This is a genomic window from Flavobacterium sp. FG19 (genome assembly GCF_057809475.1).
Genome location: NZ_JBMDKA010000014.1, coordinates 24,923 through 44,408, shown reverse-complemented (window position 1 = coordinate 44,408; position 19,486 = coordinate 24,923). Strand labels below are relative to the sequence as shown.

14 protein-coding genes are annotated in these 19,486 nt (G+C 36.6%); 11 read left to right on the top strand and 3 right to left on the bottom strand.

Annotation, left to right across the window (positions count from 1 at the left end; translation table 11 throughout):
• Positions 1 to 32: 32 nt before the first annotated feature.
• Positions 33 to 782, bottom strand: coding sequence for a hypothetical protein (locus tag ACODST_RS14970; RefSeq protein WP_488932920.1), 750 nt, complete (start codon positions 780 to 782; stop codon positions 33 to 35).
• A gap of 419 nt (positions 783 to 1,201) precedes the next feature.
• On the opposite strand from ACODST_RS14970, the gene ACODST_RS14965 reads away from it, so the two are divergent.
• Positions 1,202 to 2,947 carry an ABC transporter ATP-binding protein gene (locus tag ACODST_RS14965; RefSeq protein WP_488932919.1) on the top strand — a complete coding sequence of 582 codons (1,746 nt, stop codon included), beginning with the start codon at positions 1,202 to 1,204 and terminating at the stop codon, positions 2,945 to 2,947.
• 274 nt (positions 2,948 to 3,221) lie between these two features.
• Here ACODST_RS14965 and alaS read toward each other — a convergent pair whose 3' ends face one another.
• Positions 3,222 to 5,861 carry an alanine--tRNA ligase gene (alaS, locus tag ACODST_RS14960; RefSeq protein WP_488932918.1) on the bottom strand — a complete coding sequence of 880 codons (2,640 nt, stop codon included), beginning with the start codon at positions 5,859 to 5,861 and terminating at the stop codon, positions 3,222 to 3,224.
• Positions 5,862 to 6,137: 276 nt separating this feature from the next.
• Here alaS and ACODST_RS14955 point away from each other — a divergent pair, with 276 nt between their 5' ends.
• The 9 genes from ACODST_RS14955 (at position 6,138) to ACODST_RS14915 (ending at position 14,372) form a co-directional block, all read left to right on the top strand.
• Positions 6,138 to 7,115 carry a peptidoglycan DD-metalloendopeptidase family protein gene (locus tag ACODST_RS14955; RefSeq protein ID WP_488932917.1) on the top strand — a complete coding sequence of 326 codons (978 nt, stop codon included), beginning with the start codon at positions 6,138 to 6,140 and terminating at the stop codon, positions 7,113 to 7,115.
• 45 nt (positions 7,116 to 7,160) lie between these two features.
• On the top strand, positions 7,161 to 7,493 hold the full coding sequence (locus tag ACODST_RS14950; protein WP_012023968.1) for a MerR family transcriptional regulator: 333 nt from the start codon (positions 7,161 to 7,163) through the stop codon (positions 7,491 to 7,493).
• 37 nt (positions 7,494 to 7,530) lie between these two features.
• Positions 7,531 to 8,121, top strand: coding sequence for a LemA family protein (locus ACODST_RS14945; RefSeq protein WP_488932916.1), 591 nt, complete (start codon positions 7,531 to 7,533; stop codon positions 8,119 to 8,121).
• Between the two features lie 77 nt (positions 8,122 to 8,198).
• Complete coding sequence (locus tag ACODST_RS14940; protein WP_488932915.1) at positions 8,199 to 8,636, top strand: TPM domain-containing protein; 438 nt, start codon at positions 8,199 to 8,201, stop codon at positions 8,634 to 8,636.
• A 3-nt stretch (positions 8,637 to 8,639) separates the two neighbouring features.
• Positions 8,640 to 9,449 (top strand): TPM domain-containing protein, encoded by an 810-nt coding sequence (locus ACODST_RS14935; RefSeq protein ID WP_488932914.1) that lies wholly within the window; start codon positions 8,640 to 8,642, stop codon positions 9,447 to 9,449.
• Between the two features lie 94 nt (positions 9,450 to 9,543).
• Positions 9,544 to 9,957, top strand: a complete 414-nt coding sequence (locus ACODST_RS14930; protein ID WP_135221884.1) for an RrF2 family transcriptional regulator — start codon at positions 9,544 to 9,546, stop codon at positions 9,955 to 9,957.
• Between the two features lie 250 nt (positions 9,958 to 10,207).
• A complete protein-coding gene (locus tag ACODST_RS14925; RefSeq protein ID WP_488932913.1) occupies positions 10,208 to 12,754 on the top strand; it encodes a TonB-dependent receptor in 2,547 nt (848 codons plus the stop codon).
• Between the two features lie 209 nt (positions 12,755 to 12,963).
• Positions 12,964 to 13,509, top strand: a complete 546-nt coding sequence (locus ACODST_RS14920) for a hypothetical protein (protein ID WP_488932912.1) — start codon at positions 12,964 to 12,966, stop codon at positions 13,507 to 13,509.
• 125 nt (positions 13,510 to 13,634) lie between these two features.
• Positions 13,635 to 14,372 carry a DUF2490 domain-containing protein gene (locus tag ACODST_RS14915; protein ID WP_488932911.1) on the top strand — a complete coding sequence of 246 codons (738 nt, stop codon included), beginning with the start codon at positions 13,635 to 13,637 and terminating at the stop codon, positions 14,370 to 14,372.
• 106 nt (positions 14,373 to 14,478) lie between these two features.
• Here ACODST_RS14915 and ACODST_RS14910 read toward each other — a convergent pair whose 3' ends face one another.
• Complete coding sequence (locus ACODST_RS14910; protein ID WP_488932910.1) at positions 14,479 to 17,241, bottom strand: outer membrane beta-barrel protein; 2,763 nt, start codon at positions 17,239 to 17,241, stop codon at positions 14,479 to 14,481.
• Positions 17,242 to 17,583: 342 nt separating this feature from the next.
• On the opposite strand from ACODST_RS14910, the gene ACODST_RS14905 reads away from it, so the two are divergent.
• Complete coding sequence (locus ACODST_RS14905) at positions 17,584 to 19,455, top strand: transthyretin-like family protein (RefSeq protein ID WP_488932909.1); 1,872 nt, start codon at positions 17,584 to 17,586, stop codon at positions 19,453 to 19,455.
• Positions 19,456 to 19,486 lie beyond the last annotated feature (31 nt).

Below are 19,486 nucleotides of genomic sequence, written 5' to 3'. Positions count from 1 at the left end.
TGGATGAGCCCAATCTGCCGTTTTATATAAGTCTAATAGAAATATTCCGAAGAAGAAGTTTCTCCGTATTCCCTGTCAACACTTTTTTCAGGATATCCGGCACTATTGTAAACATAGGTATGGGCAGCGGCGGGCAATCCATTTACAACATCTGAAATTTCATTACGAAAAACTCCGTTCCCTTCATTATCTGCAAAAGCAATTTTATCCATTCCCAGTATGTTTCCGGTAAAACTGTTTTTTGTATCATAAACATATTTATGATCCGGTAAGCTGGTACTGTTTATTTCGCTTACTTCACCGTCTGTAAATGTTATCACAGAAGTGCCTGCTGCCTGATCCTGATTACTTCCGTTTCCACGATAAGACTTTACCAAAATTGTTCCGTTTGTTTTATAAGTGTACACCTCTTTATATCCTGTTTTTAGCATAACTCCGTTTAGTATTTCAGACTCTGTTTTTAAAAACACTGCCAGTTTTCCATCGCTGGTATACGTAAAGGTATTTACCTGCTCAATTGTCCCGTCCGGCCTTTTAAAATCAATTTGTGTAATTTGATTTCCTGAATAGGTGTAAAAAAGATTTAATTCTCCGGAATCATCAATGACACTTACAATCTTATTTCCGTCATAAGTATAGTGAATTGTGTTTTTTCCTTCAGAATGGGTGATGACCTGTTTTTTAAGAAGTAATTGTGCAGAAGAATCAGTATCAGAGTAATCTTCAACAGAACAGGAAACCAGCAAAAGCAAGGTTCCTAAAAAACAGGCTGTTTTTTTCATTTTCGTAGGTCAATTTGTTAGTGGGTGACCTAAATTTAAATAAAAAACAGCCTGATTGGCTAGAAAATGTAACTTATTTTGATATTAAAAAAACGTAAAGAGGATGTTGAACTATTTTTTTAAAAGCATAAAACATTAAAAATCAAACAGTAAAAAAAAGATTGAATTAAAGAGAAAAATAAAACCCAATACTGCTTGTACTATTTAATTTACAATCCTTTTCTTAATAATAATATTGAACCGTTTGTTTTAAACTTCCATTTTTGTCAAAGTACTTTCTCTCTTTTGGAAAATCAGCTTCATTATAAAAAGATGTTCAGCAACGGTTAAAAAAAATTACATTTTTAATAACAAAAATCGACTCTACAAACTCAAACAATTCATTACTTTTGCATCTTGCATTTTTTTAATATTCCCTTATGAAATTATTATATTCTTATATAGTCAAGCACAAACTTTTACTGTTTTTTGCTTTGATTATGGCTACTATAAACATTTGTTTCAGCTTATCAGATTCTATTATTACCGGTAAACTCATGCAGGACTGTGGTGTTGGCATTGCCAAATATGCCGGAAATGAAATGGGTTTTATCAAATCACTGTGTTTCTGGCTTGGTTTATCGCTTGGGGCCGCCATGATTTCCAGAATCACAAAAAACTTTCAGGATTACTTTACCAATGTAGTCATCCAGAGAACTGGTGCCCAGATGTATACGGACGGGATTAAAAAATCCTTAGACCTTCCGTATGCTGAATTTGAAGACCAGCGAAGTGGTGAAACTTTAAGTAAGCTCACCAAAGTCCGAATTGACTCCGAAAAGCTTATTACCCTTTCTATTTCTTTAATTTTTCAGACCATCATTGGATTTTTATTTGTCTTTTTTTATGTGGCCCGAATCGATTTCCGTATTTCGGTTATCTTTCTCGTTACAGCCCCAATTATTGCTTTGGTAAGTTTATATCTGGGTAAAAAGATCAAAATTGTTTCGCGAAAAATTGTAAACCAGACGAATGCCCTGGCAGGCTCTACAACCGAAAGTTTACGAAATATCGAATTGGTTAAAAGTCTTGGGTTAACCTATCAGGAAGAGAAACGTTTAAATCTGAATACGTTTAAAATCCTCCAATTGGAACTGGAGAAAATCCGTTTCATCAGAAGTTTAAGTTTTATTCAGGGAACAACGGTTCACTTTTTAAGAACCTGTGTGGTCTTTGCTTTGTATTATTTCCTGTTTGGAGGAAAAATTATCGTGGGAGATTTATTGACAATGGTATTTTTCACGTTCTTTATTTTTGGCCCTTTACAGGAATTAGGAAACTTTATTATCGCTCTGAATGAGACAAAAGTTTCCATGGAAAATTTTAAAAACTTATTAAGCGCTCCAAAAGAATTTCGCCCGACAAATCCAAAACACATTGGTACAATCGAATCATTATTATTCTCAAATGTAAGTTTCCAGCATAAAACAGCTAAATTCAAAGCGGTTGAAAATATCAATTTCGAAATTAAACAAGGGCAGACAGTAGCTTTTGTAGGCCCATCCGGATCCGGTAAAACCACTCTGGTAAAATTACTCGTTGGATTGTACACTCCTGCAGAAGGTGAAATTTTGTACAATGATATCGATTCTACAGATATTGATTTATTAGATCTCAGAAAACAATTGGGGTTTGTAACTCAGGATGCCCAGTTATTCTCGGGAACCATTCGTGAAAATTTATTATTCGTAAAACCCAACGCAACCGACGAAGAGCTGTACGATGCATTGCAGCGCGCGAGCTGTGAAAAACTTCTTAAACGTGCCGAAGACGGTTTAAATACTACAATCGGAGAAGGCGGAATTAAAGTTTCAGGTGGTGAAAAACAGCGTTTGTCTATTGCAAGGGCTATTCTGAGAAATCCAAATTTACTGATTTTCGATGAAGCTACTTCGGCTTTGGATTCAATCACAGAGGAAGAAATCAACGATACTATCCGAAACATTTCTGGTAAAGACCGAATCACGGTTCTGATTGCACACCGATTATCAACCGTCATGCATGCGGATAGAATCTTTGTTTTAGAACAGGGTAAAATCATTGAGCAGGGTAAACACGAAGATTTAATTGTCGAAAAAGGACTCTATTATGCTATGTGGCGCCAGCAGATTGGGGAAAGAAAGTAGTTTTTCTAAAGGTTCTGAGGTGCTAAGTTGCTAAGGTTCTAAGTTTTTTTGAATAGCGTCCAGCTTTAGCTGGATGTATAATAATTTAAAATTAAAGGGCTTTAGCCAAACATCATGGTTTGGCTAAAGCCCTTTTTTAATTCTTATCTTTTTCATCCAACTAAAGCTGGACGCTATTGAATTAAACACAAAACCCGACAGATTTTAAAAATCTATCGGGTTTACTTTTATAAAAACTTAGAACCTTACTATCTTAGACTCTTAGTGCCTTTAATTATTTAATGAAATCTACAGCTTTTGCTAAAGCCTCTCCAATTCCGTCAACATTTTTACCTCCGGCAGTAGCGAAGAAAGGCTGACCTCCTCCACCACCCTGGATGTATTTTCCTAATTCACGAACTACTTGTCCTGCGTTTAAGTTTTTGGCTGCTGCAATTTCTTTCGAAATGTAACATGTTAACATTGGTTTTCCTTCGTGAGCTGTAGCAAAAACTACAAATAAGTTGTTATAAGAACCTCCTAATTCGTAAGCTAAATCTTTTGCTCCCTCCGGATTTAGATCTACTTGTTTAGCTAAGAACTGAACTCCGTTGATTTCCTGTAATTCTTTAGCTAAATCCGCTTTCATATTTTTAGCCTTATCTTTTAATAAAGCTTCTAATTGTTTTTTCAACTGAGCATTTTCGTCTTGTAAAGCTAAAATAGATTTCACAGGATCCTGAGCATTTTTAAGTGCTTCTTTAATTTCGCTTAAAGAAACAGCCTGTGATTCAAAATATTCTTTTGCAGCTTCACTTGTAATCGCTTCAATTCTTCTGATTCCAGCCGCAACCGCCCCTTCTGAAACAATTTTAAAATGCCAGATATCTGATGTATTCGCAACGTGTGTTCCTCCGCATAATTCGACAGAATCACCGAATTTAATCATACGAACTAAATCACCATATTTCTCACCAAATAAAGCAATTGCGCCTTCTTCTAAAGCCTGCTCTTTTGGAATGGCTCTTTTTTCGATTAAAGGTAAACTTTCACGAATTCTTGCATTTACAAAGTTTTCAACTTCTACCAATTCTTCATCAGTAACTTTAGAGAAATGAGAAAAGTCAAAACGCAATGAAGCATTTCTTACCATCGAACCTTTCTGCTCAATATGCGTTCCTAAAATCTTGCGCAAACCTTGGTGCAATAAATGCGTAGCCGAGTGATTTGACGAAGTTTTAGCTCTCTGATTAGCATCAACAACCGCATTAAAAGTTCCGGTAAGGTTTTCTGGCAGCGATTTTGCTAAATGTATCGTTTGGTTATTTTCTTTTTTCGTATCGATAATGTAAACGATATCCCCATTTTGAGCTTCTAAATAGCCTTTATCTCCCGTTTGTCCTCCGCTTTCTCCGTAAAATGGAGTTGCGTTGAAGACCAATTGGAAAATCTCACCGTCTTTTGCACTTTCAACTCTGCGGTATTTCGTGATTTTTACCTGATGTGATAATCTGTCATATCCAATAAATTCCTGAATATCATCTTCTACAAGTACATTCCAGTCTCCTGCCGTTACTTTTGATGCTGCACGAGATCTTTCTTTTTGTAATTGTAACTGTTCCTGGAATCCTTCTTCGTCCAGTTTCAATCCTCTTTCAGAAAGAATTAAAGCGGTTAAATCGATTGGGAATCCATAAGTATCATACAATTCAAATGCTTTTTTACCATCAACAGTATCTCCTGTATTGTTTAAAATTACAGCATCTAAAAGGATCAATCCCTGATCTAATGTTTTTAGGAATGAGTTTTCTTCTTCACGAATTACATTCGAACAAAGTGCTTTCTGTGTTCTTATTTCCGGGAAAGAATCTCCCATCTGCTCACTTAAAGTCTCCACTAATCTAAAAATAAATGGCTCTTTTGTTCCTAAGAAAGTAAATCCGTAACGAATGGCACGACGTAAAATTCTACGAATCACATATCCTGCACCCGTGTTAGAAGGCAGCTGTCCATCAGCAATAGCAAATGCTACCGCACGAACGTGATCTGCTACTACACGAATAGCGATATTCATTTTATTTTGTTCTTCACTAATTCCTGTTACATCATTAGTGGTATATTTTGCTCCGGTAATGGTTTCGATTTCTCTGATTAAAGGCATGAAAACATCCGTATCATAGTTGGATGTCTTTCCTTGTAAAGCCATACACAAACGCTCAAATCCCATTCCGGTATCTACGTGTTGTGCCGGAAGTTTTTCTAAGGATCCATCCGCTTTACGGTTGAATTCCATGAATACGTTATTCCAGATTTCAACTACCTGCGGGTGATCATTGTTTACTAAGCTTTTTCCGGAAACCTGAGCTTTTTCTACTTCAGAACGTAAATCAACATGAATTTCAGAACAAGGTCCGCATGGTCCCTGATCTCCCATTTCCCAGAAATTATCTTTTTTGTTTCCAAGGATAATTCGGTCTTCGTCGATTAAAGTTTTCCAGATATCCCAGGCTTCCTGGTCAAACGGAACATTATCTTCTTTACTTCCCTCAAAAACAGAAACATAAAGATTTTCTTTTGGAATTTTGTACACTTCTGTCAATAATTCCCAGGCCCAGTTGATCGCTTCTTTTTTGAAATAATCTCCAAAAGACCAGTTTCCTAACATTTCAAACATAGTATGGTGGTAGGTATCGATCCCTACCTCTTCAAGATCATTATGTTTTCCTGAAACACGAAGACATTTTTGCGTATCGGCTATTCTTGGACTTTTTGGAGTTCCGTTTCCTAAGAAAAATTCTTTAAACTGGGCCATTCCCGAGTTGTTGAACATTAAGGTTGGGTCGTCTTTAAGTACAATAGGAGCTGAAGGAACAATAGTATGCCCTTTACTCTCAAAAAAATCTAAAAATTGTTTACGTACGTCTTGTGATTTCATATTTAAATTAGAAAAATGTGTCTGTTTAATGTGCCAATTTGAAAATTAGACTATTAGATAATTTATTCATTTGATGGTGCGTTAAGTTTTTTATAATGAATTCAAAAAACTTATATTATAAACAATAAATTGCCTATTTTGCGCATTATCTAATGATAAAATAGCCCCAATATCTAATCATTAATTCTTGTAAAAAAGCGCCGGACAAATGAAACATTTAGTAATTTTGTTCGTCTAACTCATTTTACAGGGTGCAAAAATAGCGTATTTTAAAATATGGCGAAAGTAAAATATTATTACGACTCAGAAAATCTGGCTTATACGAAAATAAAAACCAGAAAAAGAATAAAAATTGGTTATGCTTTACTGTTTTTACTGGCTTCAGCGTTGTTTGGTTTTTTAGTTTTTGTTCTTTTAATTAATACCCCCTATTTTGAAACTCCTAAAGATCGTTTACAGGCCCGCGAAATTGAGAATTTAAAGCTTCAGTATGCCATTTTGAATAAAAAACTGGACGAAATCGACGCTGTTGCGGATGCCCTTGAAGAACGTGATAATAATATTTACCGAATTTATTTTAACAAAGCCGAAATTCCGGATTCTGTCCGAAAAGCTGGTTTCAGAAATCCCGAAAGATATAAAGTCCTGGAAGGATATAACAATTCGCAGCTGGTTTTAAACACCACCAAACGAGTCGACAAATTATACAAAGAACTGGCCATACAGTCTAAATCATTAGATGACATTCTGAAACTGGCCAGCACCAAAGAAAACCTTTTACTGGCTATTCCGGCCATTCAGCCCGTGCGTAATGAAAATTTAAAAAGAGTTGCATCCGGCTTTGGGTATCGCATTGACCCTTTTACAAAAGTACGGAAAATGCATAACGGAATGGACTTTACAGCCAATACGGGAGCTCCGGTTTATGCCACAGGCGACGGTGTGGTGGCAAGAGCTGACAATACAGCCTCGGGCTTTGGAAACCATGTCGTAATCAGGCATGGTTTTGGATATGAAAGCCTCTATGCCCATTTAAGCAAATACAACTGCCGACCGGGACAAAAAGTAAAAAGAGGCGATGTAATAGGTTATGTAGGAAGCACTGGAAGATCTGAAGGGCCGCATTGTCATTATGAAGTACATAAAGACGGTAAGGTTGTAAATCCGCTGAACTTCTATTACGGCAATATTTCAGCGGCCGAATATGTGGTTATTTCACAAATGGCCAACCAGGAAAACCAGTCATTAGATTAATACTGCAAAATGTATTATTTTTGAAATAAATTAGAACGAAAAAACATGCACATTGAGCTTTCCAAAGACAAAAGATATTACAGCATTGGCGAGGTAGCCAAAGCTTTTAATGTCAATGCATCCTTAATACGATTCTGGGACAGTGAGTTTGATATCCTGAAACCAAAAAAAAATGCCAAAGGCAACAGAATGTTTACGCCTGAGGACATCACCAATCTGCAGCTCATTTATCATTTGGTAAAAGAAAGAGGTTTTACGCTTGAAGGAGCCAAAACCCACCTAAAAGAAGGACAGAAGAAAACGTTAGATAAATTCGAAATAATACGTAAATTAGAGTCCATAAAAACACAATTGAACGACATAAAAAACGAATTGTAATTAAAAATAGAAATAAAAACTTAAATCAAAAACAAATATGAAAAAAGGATTAATCATTCTTGGAGTTGTAGCTGTAATAGTTATCGGATTATACAGCTGGGCAAGCGGCATTTACAATACGGCTGTTACACTTGATCAAAACGTGAAAGAAAGCTGGGGAAATGTTAATACCGCATATCAGAGAAGAAACGATCTTATACCTAATTTAGTAAATACGGTAAAGGGATATGCTAAACACGAACAAACTACTTTAACCGCTGTTATCGAAGCTCGTGCTAAAGCAACAGGAATTACTATTGACCCGTCAAATGTGACACCAGAACAATTAGCAGCATTCAATTCTGCACAATCGGGTGTTTCATCGTCTTTATCAAAATTACTGGTAAGTGTCGAACAATATCCAAATCTAAAAGCTGATGCAAGCTTTATGAAGTTACAGGATGAATTGACCAGTACAGAAAATCAAATCTTAACAGCCAGAACCCGTTTTAACGAAGCGGTTAAACCTTACAACAATAACATTAATACTTTCCCAAGAAATATACTGGCAGGTATGTTTGGTCTTAAAGAAAAACCATATTTCGAAGCCTCTACAGGAGCAGAAAAAGCAGTTGAAGTAAAATTCTAAGAAAGTTTTACACAAAAATTTAAAATCTATCCCGTCCCGAAGTTTCGGGATCGGGACTAAACTCTAAAATTTTTCCCATGTCAAAAGTAGAAGATTTTTTAACCAAAGAAGAAGAGCACGAAATTGTTGAAGCTATTCGTATGGCCGAAAATAATACTTCTGGCGAAATTAGAGTACATATAGAAAAAACAGCTTCTAAGGCTCATTATGACAGAGCTTTAGAAGTTTTTCATGAATTACGGATGGATGAAACCAAATTACAAAATGGAGTACTGCTCTATTTTGCAGTAGAAGACAAAAACTTCGTAATCTGCGGCGATAAAGGAATTAATGATCAGGTGGCAGACGATTTTTGGGACTGCACCAAAGACATTATGATGAATCATTTTAAAGCCGGAAATTTTAAACAGGGAATTGTAGATGGTATTCTGAATGCCGGTGAACAGCTCAAAAAATACTTTCCGTCATCAGAAGACGATGTTAACGAATTATCTAACGAAATCTCAAAAGGATAAATAATGAAAAATTCCAAAAATCAAATCCCAAATTCCAAAGGAATCTTTCAATTATTCTTTTCTCTAATCGCTTTGTTTACCGTCACTTGTGCTTCTGCACAATTTGATATTCCTAAAAAACCGGATTTTCAGACTTCTGTTTACGATTATGGCAATGTTTTAAGTGCTTCCGAAAAAACACAGTTAGAAGAAAAATTAATTCGTTATTCCGATTCTACTTCCACTCAGATTGTCGTTATTAGTATTGAAAGCCTTAAAGGCGAAGATATTGGTATCCTTACACCAAAATGGGCCCATGAATGGGGAATCGGTCAGGCAAAAGAAGACAATGGTGTTTTAATTCTGCTGGCTAAAAACGAAAGAAAAATATGGATTTCTCCGGGTTACGGATTAGAAGATCGTTTAACCGCCGGAATCGGGGGAGAAATCATCCGAAATATTATTATTCCCGAATTTAAGGCCGGAAGTTATTACCAGGGACTTGACAAAGGCGCCGATGCTCTTTTTGATGTTTTTAAAGGCAAATACAAAGGCGAGCGCAAACAGCCTAAAAGGAATTTCCCGACGCTGCCCATCGTTATTATTGCTCTCATTGTGTTATTTTTACTTTCCAGAGGCAAAAAAGGCGGCGGTAATTCCGGAGGCAGCCATGGCGGCGGACCAAGCCTTCTGGATGCCATCATATTAAGCAATCTTGGAAGAAGCAGCGGCGGATTTGGAGGTTTTGGAGGCGGATCATCCGGCGGCGGCGGCTTCGGTGGTGGATTTGGCGGAGGCGGATTCTCAGGAGGAGGTTCTGGCGGAAGCTGGTAAATTTATTTTGTTTGAACTTTTCCTCTTTTCAAGTTTCAAGTTTTAGGTTTCAACATTAAAAAATCATACATTTACATTTTACAATTTAAGATAGATGTTATCACATAAAGCAAAATACGCCCTTAAGGCCTTACTTTATTTAGCAGAGCAAGACGAAAATCACATTTCCAGAACTGTGGAAATTGCTGATGGAGCCAATATTCCTAAAAAGTTTTTGGAACAGATTTTACTGGACCTGAAACGCGGTCGTTTTGTAAGCAGTAAGCAGGGAAAATTTGGCGGATACTATCTGATTAAATCCAAAAATGACATCACTCTGGCAGAAATTCACCGATTATTTGACGGTGCAATTGCCCTTTTGCCATGTGCTTCTTTAAATTTTTACGAGCCTTGCTCTGATTGTAAAACCGAGTCAGAATGCAACCTGCGCCACGGTTTAATGCTTATTAGAGACAAAACTTTAAAGGCTATGGAAGGCATTACAATCGCTTCATTAGTAAAGAAATAAAAAAATATTTTCTAATTCCTAGTAAATCGATAGAATTTATGTATATATTTGCAAAAAATAATTAACAAACCATTTACAAAATTCTAACTCATGAAAGTACAATTTAGTCCCTCAGGTGTAGCCAATTTTTTAAACGAAAATCAAAACAGACGTTTCACAACCGTGAACAGCGTTTCATTGATGATGTGTATATGTTGATTTAAAAAAATTTATTTTTAAATTCTACTAATCACATATACTTAATATAAAAATGAAAACATCTATACAAAATATATTTACAGTTCTATTCTTTTTAACCTTTTCTGTCTCATTTGCACAAAACATTGAAGGTGTCGTTACTACAAGTGAAAACATTCCTTTAGAAGCCGTAAACGTGGTAATTAAAGGAACTACATACAGTGCTGTTACCGATAACAGCGGAAAATTTACCATCGATTCAAACGGAAGACTGCCTCTTACCCTTTTAGTTCAGTACGTAGGATATACAACTGCCGAAATCGAACTTACTGCTATACCTGCAAATCCGGTTCAGGTAGCTTTAAAAGAGGAAAACGAACTTATAGAAGTTGTTGTATCTTCAAGACGAAGAATTGAAAAAGTTCAGGATGTGCCTATTGCCATTTCTGTAATTACAGGAAAACAAGCCGAACAAACCGGCGCGTTTAACGTGAACCGTATTAAAGAATTAGTACCATCTGTTCAGCTTTATTCTTCAAACCCAAGAAATACCGGAATCAACATCAGAAGTCTGGGCTCGCCTTTTGGATTGACTAATGACGGAATTGACCCGGGAGTAGGTTTCTATGTCGACGGAGTTTACTACGCCCGTCCGGCTGCCACTACCCTGGACTTTATTGATGTAGAACAGATTGAGGTTTTACGCGGGCCGCAAGGTTCATTGTTTGGAAAAAACACTACTTCAGGAGCTTTCAATATTACCACACGCAAACCAAGTTTTACGTCGAGTGCTGATTTTGAAGTGAGTTATGGAAATTATTCATTCCTGCAGGCCAAAGCATCTGTGACAGGTGCTTTAGGGAATAAAGTTGCCGGGAGAATATCTTTTTCAGGTACTTCACGTGACGGTTTAGTTGATAATATTGCAACGGGAAGACCTACCAATACTTTAAACAATCAGGGAATCAGAGGGCAGTTGCTTTGGACTCCAACCGTAAATACAAATGTTATTTTTGCTGCAGACATTACCACGCAGCGCCCGGACGGGTATGCTCAGGTAGTTGCCGGAGTTGCTCCAACGCAAAGAGCAGCTTACAGACAATTTGACGCTATTATTGCCGATTTAAATTATCAGTTACCAAGCTTAAATGCTTTTGACCGTAAAATTGATCAGGATACACCCTGGCGTTCTAATCAGGACATGGGAGGTTTGTCTTTAAATGTTGACACTAAAATTGGCGGAGGAACATTAACTTCTACAACAGCATGGCGTTTCTGGAACTGGGATCCGTCAAATGACAGGGATTTTACAGGCTTACAGGTATTAGCTAAGTCACAAAACCCAACCAGACAAACCCAGATTACGCAGGAGGTTCGTTATGCCGGACAAATTACATCTAAAATAAGCGGTGTAGCCGGAGTATTCTTTATTGACCAGACATCACAGACAGACGGAACAGAAGAATCCGGAAGTGCGCAATGGAGATTCTCTCAAAGTACAACAAGTGACTTATGGAAAACTCCGGGACTTTTTGAAGGTTACGGAATTAAAACAGATGCCAGAATCAGGGCTTCGAGTGCCGCAGTATTTGGACAAATTGACTGGGCTATTACCGACCGTTTACATGTTTTACCAGGTTTACGATATAATTTTGACAAAAAAGATGCCCATTATGCCCGTACAACTTATGGAGGATTACAAACTACAGATCCGCAATTACTGGCTTTAAAGAAACTGGTTTATTCTAACCAGGCATTTGATTCAAGTACTGACAACACTGACTTTTCCGGAAATATTACGGTGACTTTTAAAGCTTCAGACAAAATCAATGCTTACGGAACTTTTGCAAAAAGCTATAAACCCGTTGGAGTAAACGTTGCTGGTCTTCCAACAAACTCCGCTGGAGAACCGCTATTAGAACTTGCTGTGATTAAACCGGAAAAAGTGTATCATTATGAAGTAGGAGTAAAAACTTCTCCTTTCAAAAACTCTATCTTTAATATTGCTTTATTTAAAACGGATATTAAAGATTTCCAAACCAACGTTCAGGCTGCTGAATTGGGTGTAAACCGCGGTTATCTTGCCAATGCTGACAAAGTACGTGTACAGGGTGTTGAAGTAGACGGAAGTTTTGTGGTAAGCCAGAACCTGACCATAAATGGGGCTGTAACTTATACTGATGGTACTTATGTGAAATTTACCAATGCCCCGCTACCTTTAGAAGAAACAGGAGCATCGGTATCTTTCAAAGATGTATCGGGAACTGATTTACCGGGAGCTTCAAGATGGGCAGGTTCTCTTGGAGGAGAACTTTCTGATCGTGCCAGATTCTTCGGGAATGCAGGAAAAATTTTCCTTGCTGTTGATTCTTACGCGCGCTCAGAATTTTCATCAAGTCCTTCCGCTTCTAAGTATTTAGTGGTTCAGGGGTACGCTATTTTTAATGCCCGATTAGGTTTCCGTGCTTCACAAGGTTTGTCTGTTCATTTCTGGGGACGTAACCTTTTAAACAAAGATTACTATGAGCAGCTGCTGCCGGCCGGAGGAAATGCAGGACAATATGCCGGTGTACTGGGAGATCAGAGAACTTATGGTATTACATTAAAATATTCTTTGTAAACAAGTTAGTTAGTTTAAATAAAAAAGCGAGATGTGTTTGAAATACATCTCGCTTTTTTTATGCAAAAGGTTTAAAAAAAACTAAAACTGTTATTCTAAAAACGTATAGTAGTATTCCGCCTCATTTTTATCCATGACATTTACTGTTTTTCAAATAAATATTTCTTCATCTCACTGGATTTACAATAAGACTAAATTAAACGCCAATAATGCAGAACTATTACAATTTTAAAATATCAGCCAGTCAGATTTCTTATGAACCGTATTGGTACGAAAGATCAAATATTATTCTCAACACTTTTTTGAGCATAGTCATTCTGATAGTTGGAATCACTTTATCTCATTCCAATGATTTCAAAAAAGGGATAGTACTTTCTGTTTTTATCAGTGTACTGTTGTTTCTTAACAGCCTTTACAAACTTAAGGTCAGAAACAAAACCATTTTTATTTTCGATAAAACAGATAATTTCTTTTATATCTACACACCTGTGGGCAATAAGAAAATTATAGAACTTCATACTATTCTAAACATCACAACAAAATCAGGATCCGGCAGGTTTAGTTATATCCTGAACTACAAAAACAAAACTTCGGTAAAAAAGGTTCCTTTAACAGCCAGCATCAAAAATGAAAATCAAAACAATCCTGAAGTTCGTTTTTTAGAAATGGAAATAATCCCTGAGCTAGAATCTTTCCTGAATTTACAAAACGAAAACTACCTGGTTTTTGATTCAGAAGATTGTTCTTCTATTTAAATTTCTTCTTTAAAAAAACAGAAGAATCACAAAATCAGCTGAAAAACGCAATAAAAAAATAAATTTCAGGATAGGGCGTCTATTTCAGTTTGCCTATATTCGCAGCCTGAAAGTATCCCGGTTAAATGAAATTTTACAAATTTGCATTTGTTTTGTGCTTTACACCTTTATTTCTGTCAGCCCAAAACCAAAAGAAAACAGATCAGCAGACACTGACCTGGATTCGTTATTACAACATTTTTCCTTTAACCGAAAAATGGGCCCTTCATTCTGAATTCGACAACCGTAGTTTTGTGAATCCTGTTCATCAAAACTTGTTTGTAATAAGAGTTCAGGGACGATACAGGGTTTCTAAAATTGCAGATCTGGGCGGCGGCTTTGCTTATTTTAATGTCAACACACAAGACCCTAATACTGATCCTGATTATTCAGTTCCCGAATACAGGGCACAGCAGGATGTTACCTTTATCAATGACATTGCCAAAATTACCTTTCATAACCGGTTTCAGCTGGAAGAGCGTTTTATTCAAAAGGCCACTAAAACAGAATTACTGGATGATTTTTCTTTTGCTTATCGTTTTCGATACCGTTTACAGTCAACCTTTGATCTCTGGAAAAAAGAAAAACAAAGTCTAAAAGTCACCATTTCAGACGAAATTCTCTTTAATTACGGAAAAGACAACAAGAGAAATACTTTTGACCAGAATCGCTTTTATGCGGCCCTGCGTTATCATATTAATCCCAATATCGGACTGGAATTAGGTTATTTAAAGAGTTATCAGAGACGTGCCAGCGGAGTTGATTTTTACGATCGTGATATTATCAGGTTTACTTTTTATCACAGAATCGATCGCAAGATCTGATTATACAAAAAATCCTAAATCAAATTTGATTTAGGATTTTTTTTCTATTTAATGGTTTTCGTTCTCTTCGCCTTTAACCTTTGTCCCTTTGAACCTCAGGAAAAACCTATTCTCTTGGTCTTCTCTTTCCTCCTTTTTCAGCTCCGGCAAAATTTCCAATTTTATAAGCCAGAGAGAACATTACATAACGTCTTAAAACGGTATTTTCTTCATCACGAATCGATGTTGCAGAAATCGTTCTTGTTGCGCTTTGATTTTGGTTTAACAAATCATAAACCTTAACCTTTGCATATAATGTTTTATTCAAAAATCCATACGATAAACTGGTATTCCAAAGGAAGAAATCTTTTTTAAATCCGTCTGAAATGTTGGAATTATATGTATATCCAAAATCGTTTCCAAAAACTAAATTCTCCGGCCAGTAGGATGTTGTCTGTAAATTAATTCTGTGTACAACATTTGAAGTCTGACCCAGTAAATAATTTTCATATTTAGACTGATTGTATGACAAATTATACGATGGTGCAATTGTTAATACCTCTCCGTAATCATAAGACATATATACTTTTGGAGTGATTCCGAAAGATTTAGAATTATATAAAATTTCATTGGTATATCCTTTATCAAAAGAATAATTTCCGCTTAAACCTAAGCCATATCGCAGTGTATGTGCATCTTTTTTGATTTGTTGATTCCAGTTTGCTCCCAGGGAAAGATTATAAACACCGGAAATATTTGTATAGGTAGTTTCCTTTTGCCCGCTTTCATTAAAACTGGAAATAGAAACAATATCATTATTATAATAATCTCCTTTTACATTAAAGCTGTAACCTGAACGAGATCTAAAATCGTAATTTCTAAACTGGAAATTAACACTGTTTTTTTCCACCGGTTTCAAATCAGGATTTCCAATAATGGTATTCAAAGGGTTGTTTAAATTTACAATCGGCATTAACTGACTGGCTGAAGGTAATGCATTTGAATAATCATACTTGAATGATAAGTTTTTAGAACGGTTAAATTTATATCGCAATAAAGCAGTTGCAAAAGGCAGGGCATATTTTTTACTTAAATCTGTTGCTGTATTTTGATAAAGCGAATAATTCTCAAAATTTACAATTGAAGTCCGGCTGTCCAGATTTACAGTAAACTTGTTTTTTTGCAGCGTAACTCCAACTTTTGGCGTAAATGAATTTTGAACAGAACTGGTATAATTACTAAATCTTGAATCATAATCTGTATAGGCCTGAGTATCTTCGCTGAAATTGTATGTTTTTTGATCATTACTATTGCTTTTCCAGTCTAAATCGGTACCAATTCTAATTCGCAATGAATCGGTTATTGGCTCTGTATATTCTATGTCTGCAGAGTAACTATCACTTACAGCTCTCTTTTTTACATTCTGATTTCTTAAATCATTTGGTGTAGTCCCTGCATAATAAATGGTTTCAGAGATATTGAGCCCGTCAGAATCGCTGTCTGTATTATTATTTGTAAAAACAAAACTGAAATTACGGGCTTTTTTATCAAAAGCCTTATTAAAGTTTATGGTGTTGGCAAAATTTGTGTTTGTACCTTCAGAGATTGAGCTTCCCTCACTTTTATTCAGTGCATTTCCATCTTCATCTTCTGTAGAGCTAAAAGATGATGAAACACCATTTGTTCGTGACTGGCTTACTTTTGGAGCAACTACAATTCGGGTTTTAGGATCTAACTTATACTCCAGTTCAAAATTGGCATTATTACCTGTGTTTTCATTTCTGGATTTAGATTCGCTTTGTGTTATATTATTTCCGGTTGGCTGAAAAACAACTTCATTTGACTTACTATCGTTTTTATTGACGGTGTTCGAAAAATTATAACTTCCCATAGCCAGCAATTTTTCAGTCCAGTCGTCAGAATAGTTAACCCCGACTAAATTAGATTGTGTAATTCCTTTTCCTCCTCCGCCAGAACTGGTACTTCCGCCTCTTCCACTGCTGTTACGGCCGCCGCCCATATTATCAAAAACATCATCCATCGAAAATCCGGTTGAATTGATATTATTGGAAGATGCCAGCAGACTTATCTTTTGTTTATTATTGAAATAGTTAAGGTTTATATTGGCTTCATAACGATCATCGGTACCATAACCGCCCATGATCTTACCAAAATAACCTTTGTTTTTCTTTTCATCAATTGTAATATTGATACTCGAAAAATCGGAAGTGGATTCTTGTTTTGAAAGTTCTTCTTTTTTGGTTTTAAAATCCGAAACCTGGACTTTTTTAATAATATCAGCTGGTAAATTTTTAATAGCAATAGCACCGTCTTTATCAAAAAAGGTTTTTCCGTTTACGAGAACCTGATTGACTTCTCGCCCGTTTACTGTAATTTTCCCGTCATTATCAATATCAAATCCCGGCAGTTGTTTCAGGAGCGTTTCTACATTCGAATCAGGACGTACTTTATAGGAAGCCGCATTAAATTCTAAAGTATCTTTTTTGATGGTAATGGGCGCTGCTTCCGTTTTAATCACAACATCATTTAGGGCATTTACATTTTCAATCATGTACAATTTACCAAAATCTTTACTCTCGGTAAGTCCTTTGTACTCTTCAAAGTAAGTTTGATATCCCATATAACTCACCTTTAAAAAAACAGGTTTTTCATATTTTTTGATATCCATTCTAAAAGCACCGTTTTTGTCTGTAGTAGCGTATTCAATAACGGTAGAATCTTTAATGGTTGTAAAATAAACGGTTGCCATTTCTAAGGGCAGCTGGGTATTGACATCGAGTACTGTCCCTTTAAGGGTGATGTCATTCTGCGCCTGGGCAGCAGAGACAAAAAGAAAAAGAAATGATAAAAAGGAATAAATTCTGATCATAAAATTAGGTTAGTTAGACGGGTTAGACTTCAAAAAACCGAAAAGGTTTAATTGTAGTTTTCACATTTAACCAAATAACGTGCCATTTAGAAATCCCCGCTCTTTAAAAAAAACTTTCGCCTACCTCAACAAAAACACATAAATCACTAAAAAACAATACTTTACATTCGATAAAAAAGGGTAAAAATGCCCTGATAAAAACCGTATTTCACCTAAGTACCGCTTCATTAAAATTCAAAAACTTTGCCATAACAAATATAAGGAGTATTCAGAAAATCCTAAAAAAGAGTATGACAGAAAAGTCGAAAACTGATAAGAGTAGACAACTAAAAACCAATGATCATGAGAAATATTTTTAAAGGTTCCTTAAAAGGATATGTGTGTGAGGACTGTATTGAAGCGGTATCTGAAGTTGAAATTTTAATTTATCATCCCTATAGAAAAACAGATACTGCCTCTGAAACGGCTGTGAATGCAAAAGAAACGTTTCGTTTTGTTTCCAAAGAAGAGGCTAAACAACGGGCAGAATTACTGGCTTATAAAACCAAAACAGATGCTGAAGGCAATTTTGCAGTTGAAATTGACGAAAGACATTTTAACTCCAGTTTTGATATTGATTTTGTCTGCGGATCTGTTCCGCCCAAACATCCAAAACCTAGAAGAGAGGAAATCGTACAGCTGCATATAATGACGCTGTCTATGAGTGCCGAACTTGAAAAACAAGCCAAAGACCAAAATTACAGATGGGAATATTTCATTGCCCATAAATGGTGGTGTTATATTCGCGGGCACTTTTTTGATGCCTGGGTGATCTGCGGTCATTTGATGAACTGCCGAACCAACACTCCAATCCCGAATGCAAAAGTTACGGCCATGGATGCTGATTTTTTAACCGATGACAATTTGGGATCAGCCACAACGGATGCCAATGGGCACTTTAGAATTGATTATACTTCTGCCGACTTCAAAAAAACGTTTTTATCTCCCTGGATTAATATCGAAACGGATCCTAGTTTTCTTTCTTTCCACAGCGGTCCGGATGTTTATTTTAAAGCGGAACTGGGCGGAACCAAAATCGTCGATGAAACAAAAGCCGATGCGCGTAAAAATGTAGGTTTCTGCTTGTGTGTTAATTTATGCGCCGAAGTAAATGTAGTAGATCCCGGTGATCCTAATTTTCCAAGTGCCTGGACCGGAATTGGGAATGCTTTCAGTTCTTCTTACGGAACTGGTATTCATGATTTTGATGCCGATGGTTATGCGGGAACTGGTAAAAATGTGCTGTTTTCAGTAATCCGGTTAACGGGTCAGGCGGCTTTAAAATCGGCTGCGGGAAATCCGGTCGAATACCGTTTTAGAATCAGTGATACAACGGCTCCTAACAATACTGTAAGTTTACCGGAGTCTAATTTTACCAAAATCATCGGGGTTACACCTGATTTATTTGTTCCCAGTGTGGTTTCAAAACTGACCCGTAAAGTTTTTTCTTTTATTCTGAATGATATATTTGTATACAGCCACCAAAGTGATTTTGATGCCGAAGGCTGGTTTGATGTTAACCATGCGATTGAAAGAACGCTGATTGAAGTGGGATTAACCCCGGCAGATTTAGCCCTTTACAACATTATTGAAGAAGATACACTGATTTCCTTAAACACCACTAAACTAACAACCGCTGCCAGTATTGCTTCGGGAAGTATTAATCCCGGGCAGAATATTCCGGGCGGAAGTAAAATCCCGGTTGAAAAATTCGCCATCCGTTTTGAAATCAGAGAAGTAATTGACAAAGCGACAAATAATTTTGCGATTATTGGTGGAAACGGAAAAACACTGAATTCTGTTGTCATGAACAATAATCCTATTTACAGACAATTGTCAATAAAAGAACTGGAAGACAGCAGTTTGTGCAGCCCTATAAGCGGCACGATACATGCCAAATACACCCTTTATCATCCGTATCTGGCGGCCTGCAGCCTGCATTTAAACAACAACAGTCATACGGTAGAAAGGGATATTGCAGACGGGGTAATCAATACACTTCCGGTTGTTGACGAAAGAACAAACAACAGTTCTCAGCTTAACAATCCGCCGGCCGATATGACCCGCTGCACCTATACGCTGAAACTGTATTCTTCTACCCGAAAACACAACGGGGATTATGGAGATTCTGACGGGGCTTCACCTCTGGAACAAATATTCTTTTACGAAGCTTAGCTATATATCTTATAAAAAGGCCGCATTTTCG

What these genes read in the sequence shown, in the direction of transcription:
- ACODST_RS14965 (WP_488932919.1), top strand. Translation starts at nt 1,202, where the DNA reads ATGAAATTATTATATTCTTATATAGTCAAGCACAAACTTTTACTGTTT.
- ACODST_RS14940 (WP_488932915.1), top strand. Translation starts at nt 8,199, where the DNA reads ATGTCAAAAGTAGAAGATTTTTTAACCAAAGAAGAAGAGCACGAAATT.
- ACODST_RS14930 (WP_135221884.1), top strand. Translation starts at nt 9,544, where the DNA reads ATGTTATCACATAAAGCAAAATACGCCCTTAAGGCCTTACTTTATTTA.
- ACODST_RS14925 (WP_488932913.1), top strand. Translation starts at nt 10,208, where the DNA reads ATGAAAACATCTATACAAAATATATTTACAGTTCTATTCTTTTTAACC.
- ACODST_RS14945 (WP_488932916.1), top strand. Translation starts at nt 7,531, where the DNA reads ATGAAAAAAGGATTAATCATTCTTGGAGTTGTAGCTGTAATAGTTATC.
- ACODST_RS14915 (WP_488932911.1), top strand. Translation starts at nt 13,635, where the DNA reads ATGAAATTTTACAAATTTGCATTTGTTTTGTGCTTTACACCTTTATTT.
- ACODST_RS14970 (WP_488932920.1), bottom strand. Translation starts at nt 782, where the DNA reads ATGAAAAAAACAGCCTGTTTTTTAGGAACCTTGCTTTTGCTGGTTTCC.
- ACODST_RS14905 (WP_488932909.1), top strand. Translation starts at nt 17,584, where the DNA reads ATGAGAAATATTTTTAAAGGTTCCTTAAAAGGATATGTGTGTGAGGAC.
- alaS (WP_488932918.1), bottom strand. Translation starts at nt 5,861, where the DNA reads ATGAAATCACAAGACGTACGTAAACAATTTTTAGATTTTTTTGAGAGT.
- ACODST_RS14955 (WP_488932917.1), top strand. Translation starts at nt 6,138, where the DNA reads ATGGCGAAAGTAAAATATTATTACGACTCAGAAAATCTGGCTTATACG.
- ACODST_RS14920 (WP_488932912.1), top strand. Translation starts at nt 12,964, where the DNA reads ATGCAGAACTATTACAATTTTAAAATATCAGCCAGTCAGATTTCTTAT.
- ACODST_RS14910 (WP_488932910.1), bottom strand. Translation starts at nt 17,241, where the DNA reads ATGATCAGAATTTATTCCTTTTTATCATTTCTTTTTCTTTTTGTCTCT.
- ACODST_RS14935 (WP_488932914.1), top strand. Translation starts at nt 8,640, where the DNA reads ATGAAAAATTCCAAAAATCAAATCCCAAATTCCAAAGGAATCTTTCAA.
- ACODST_RS14950 (WP_012023968.1), top strand. Translation starts at nt 7,161, where the DNA reads ATGCACATTGAGCTTTCCAAAGACAAAAGATATTACAGCATTGGCGAG.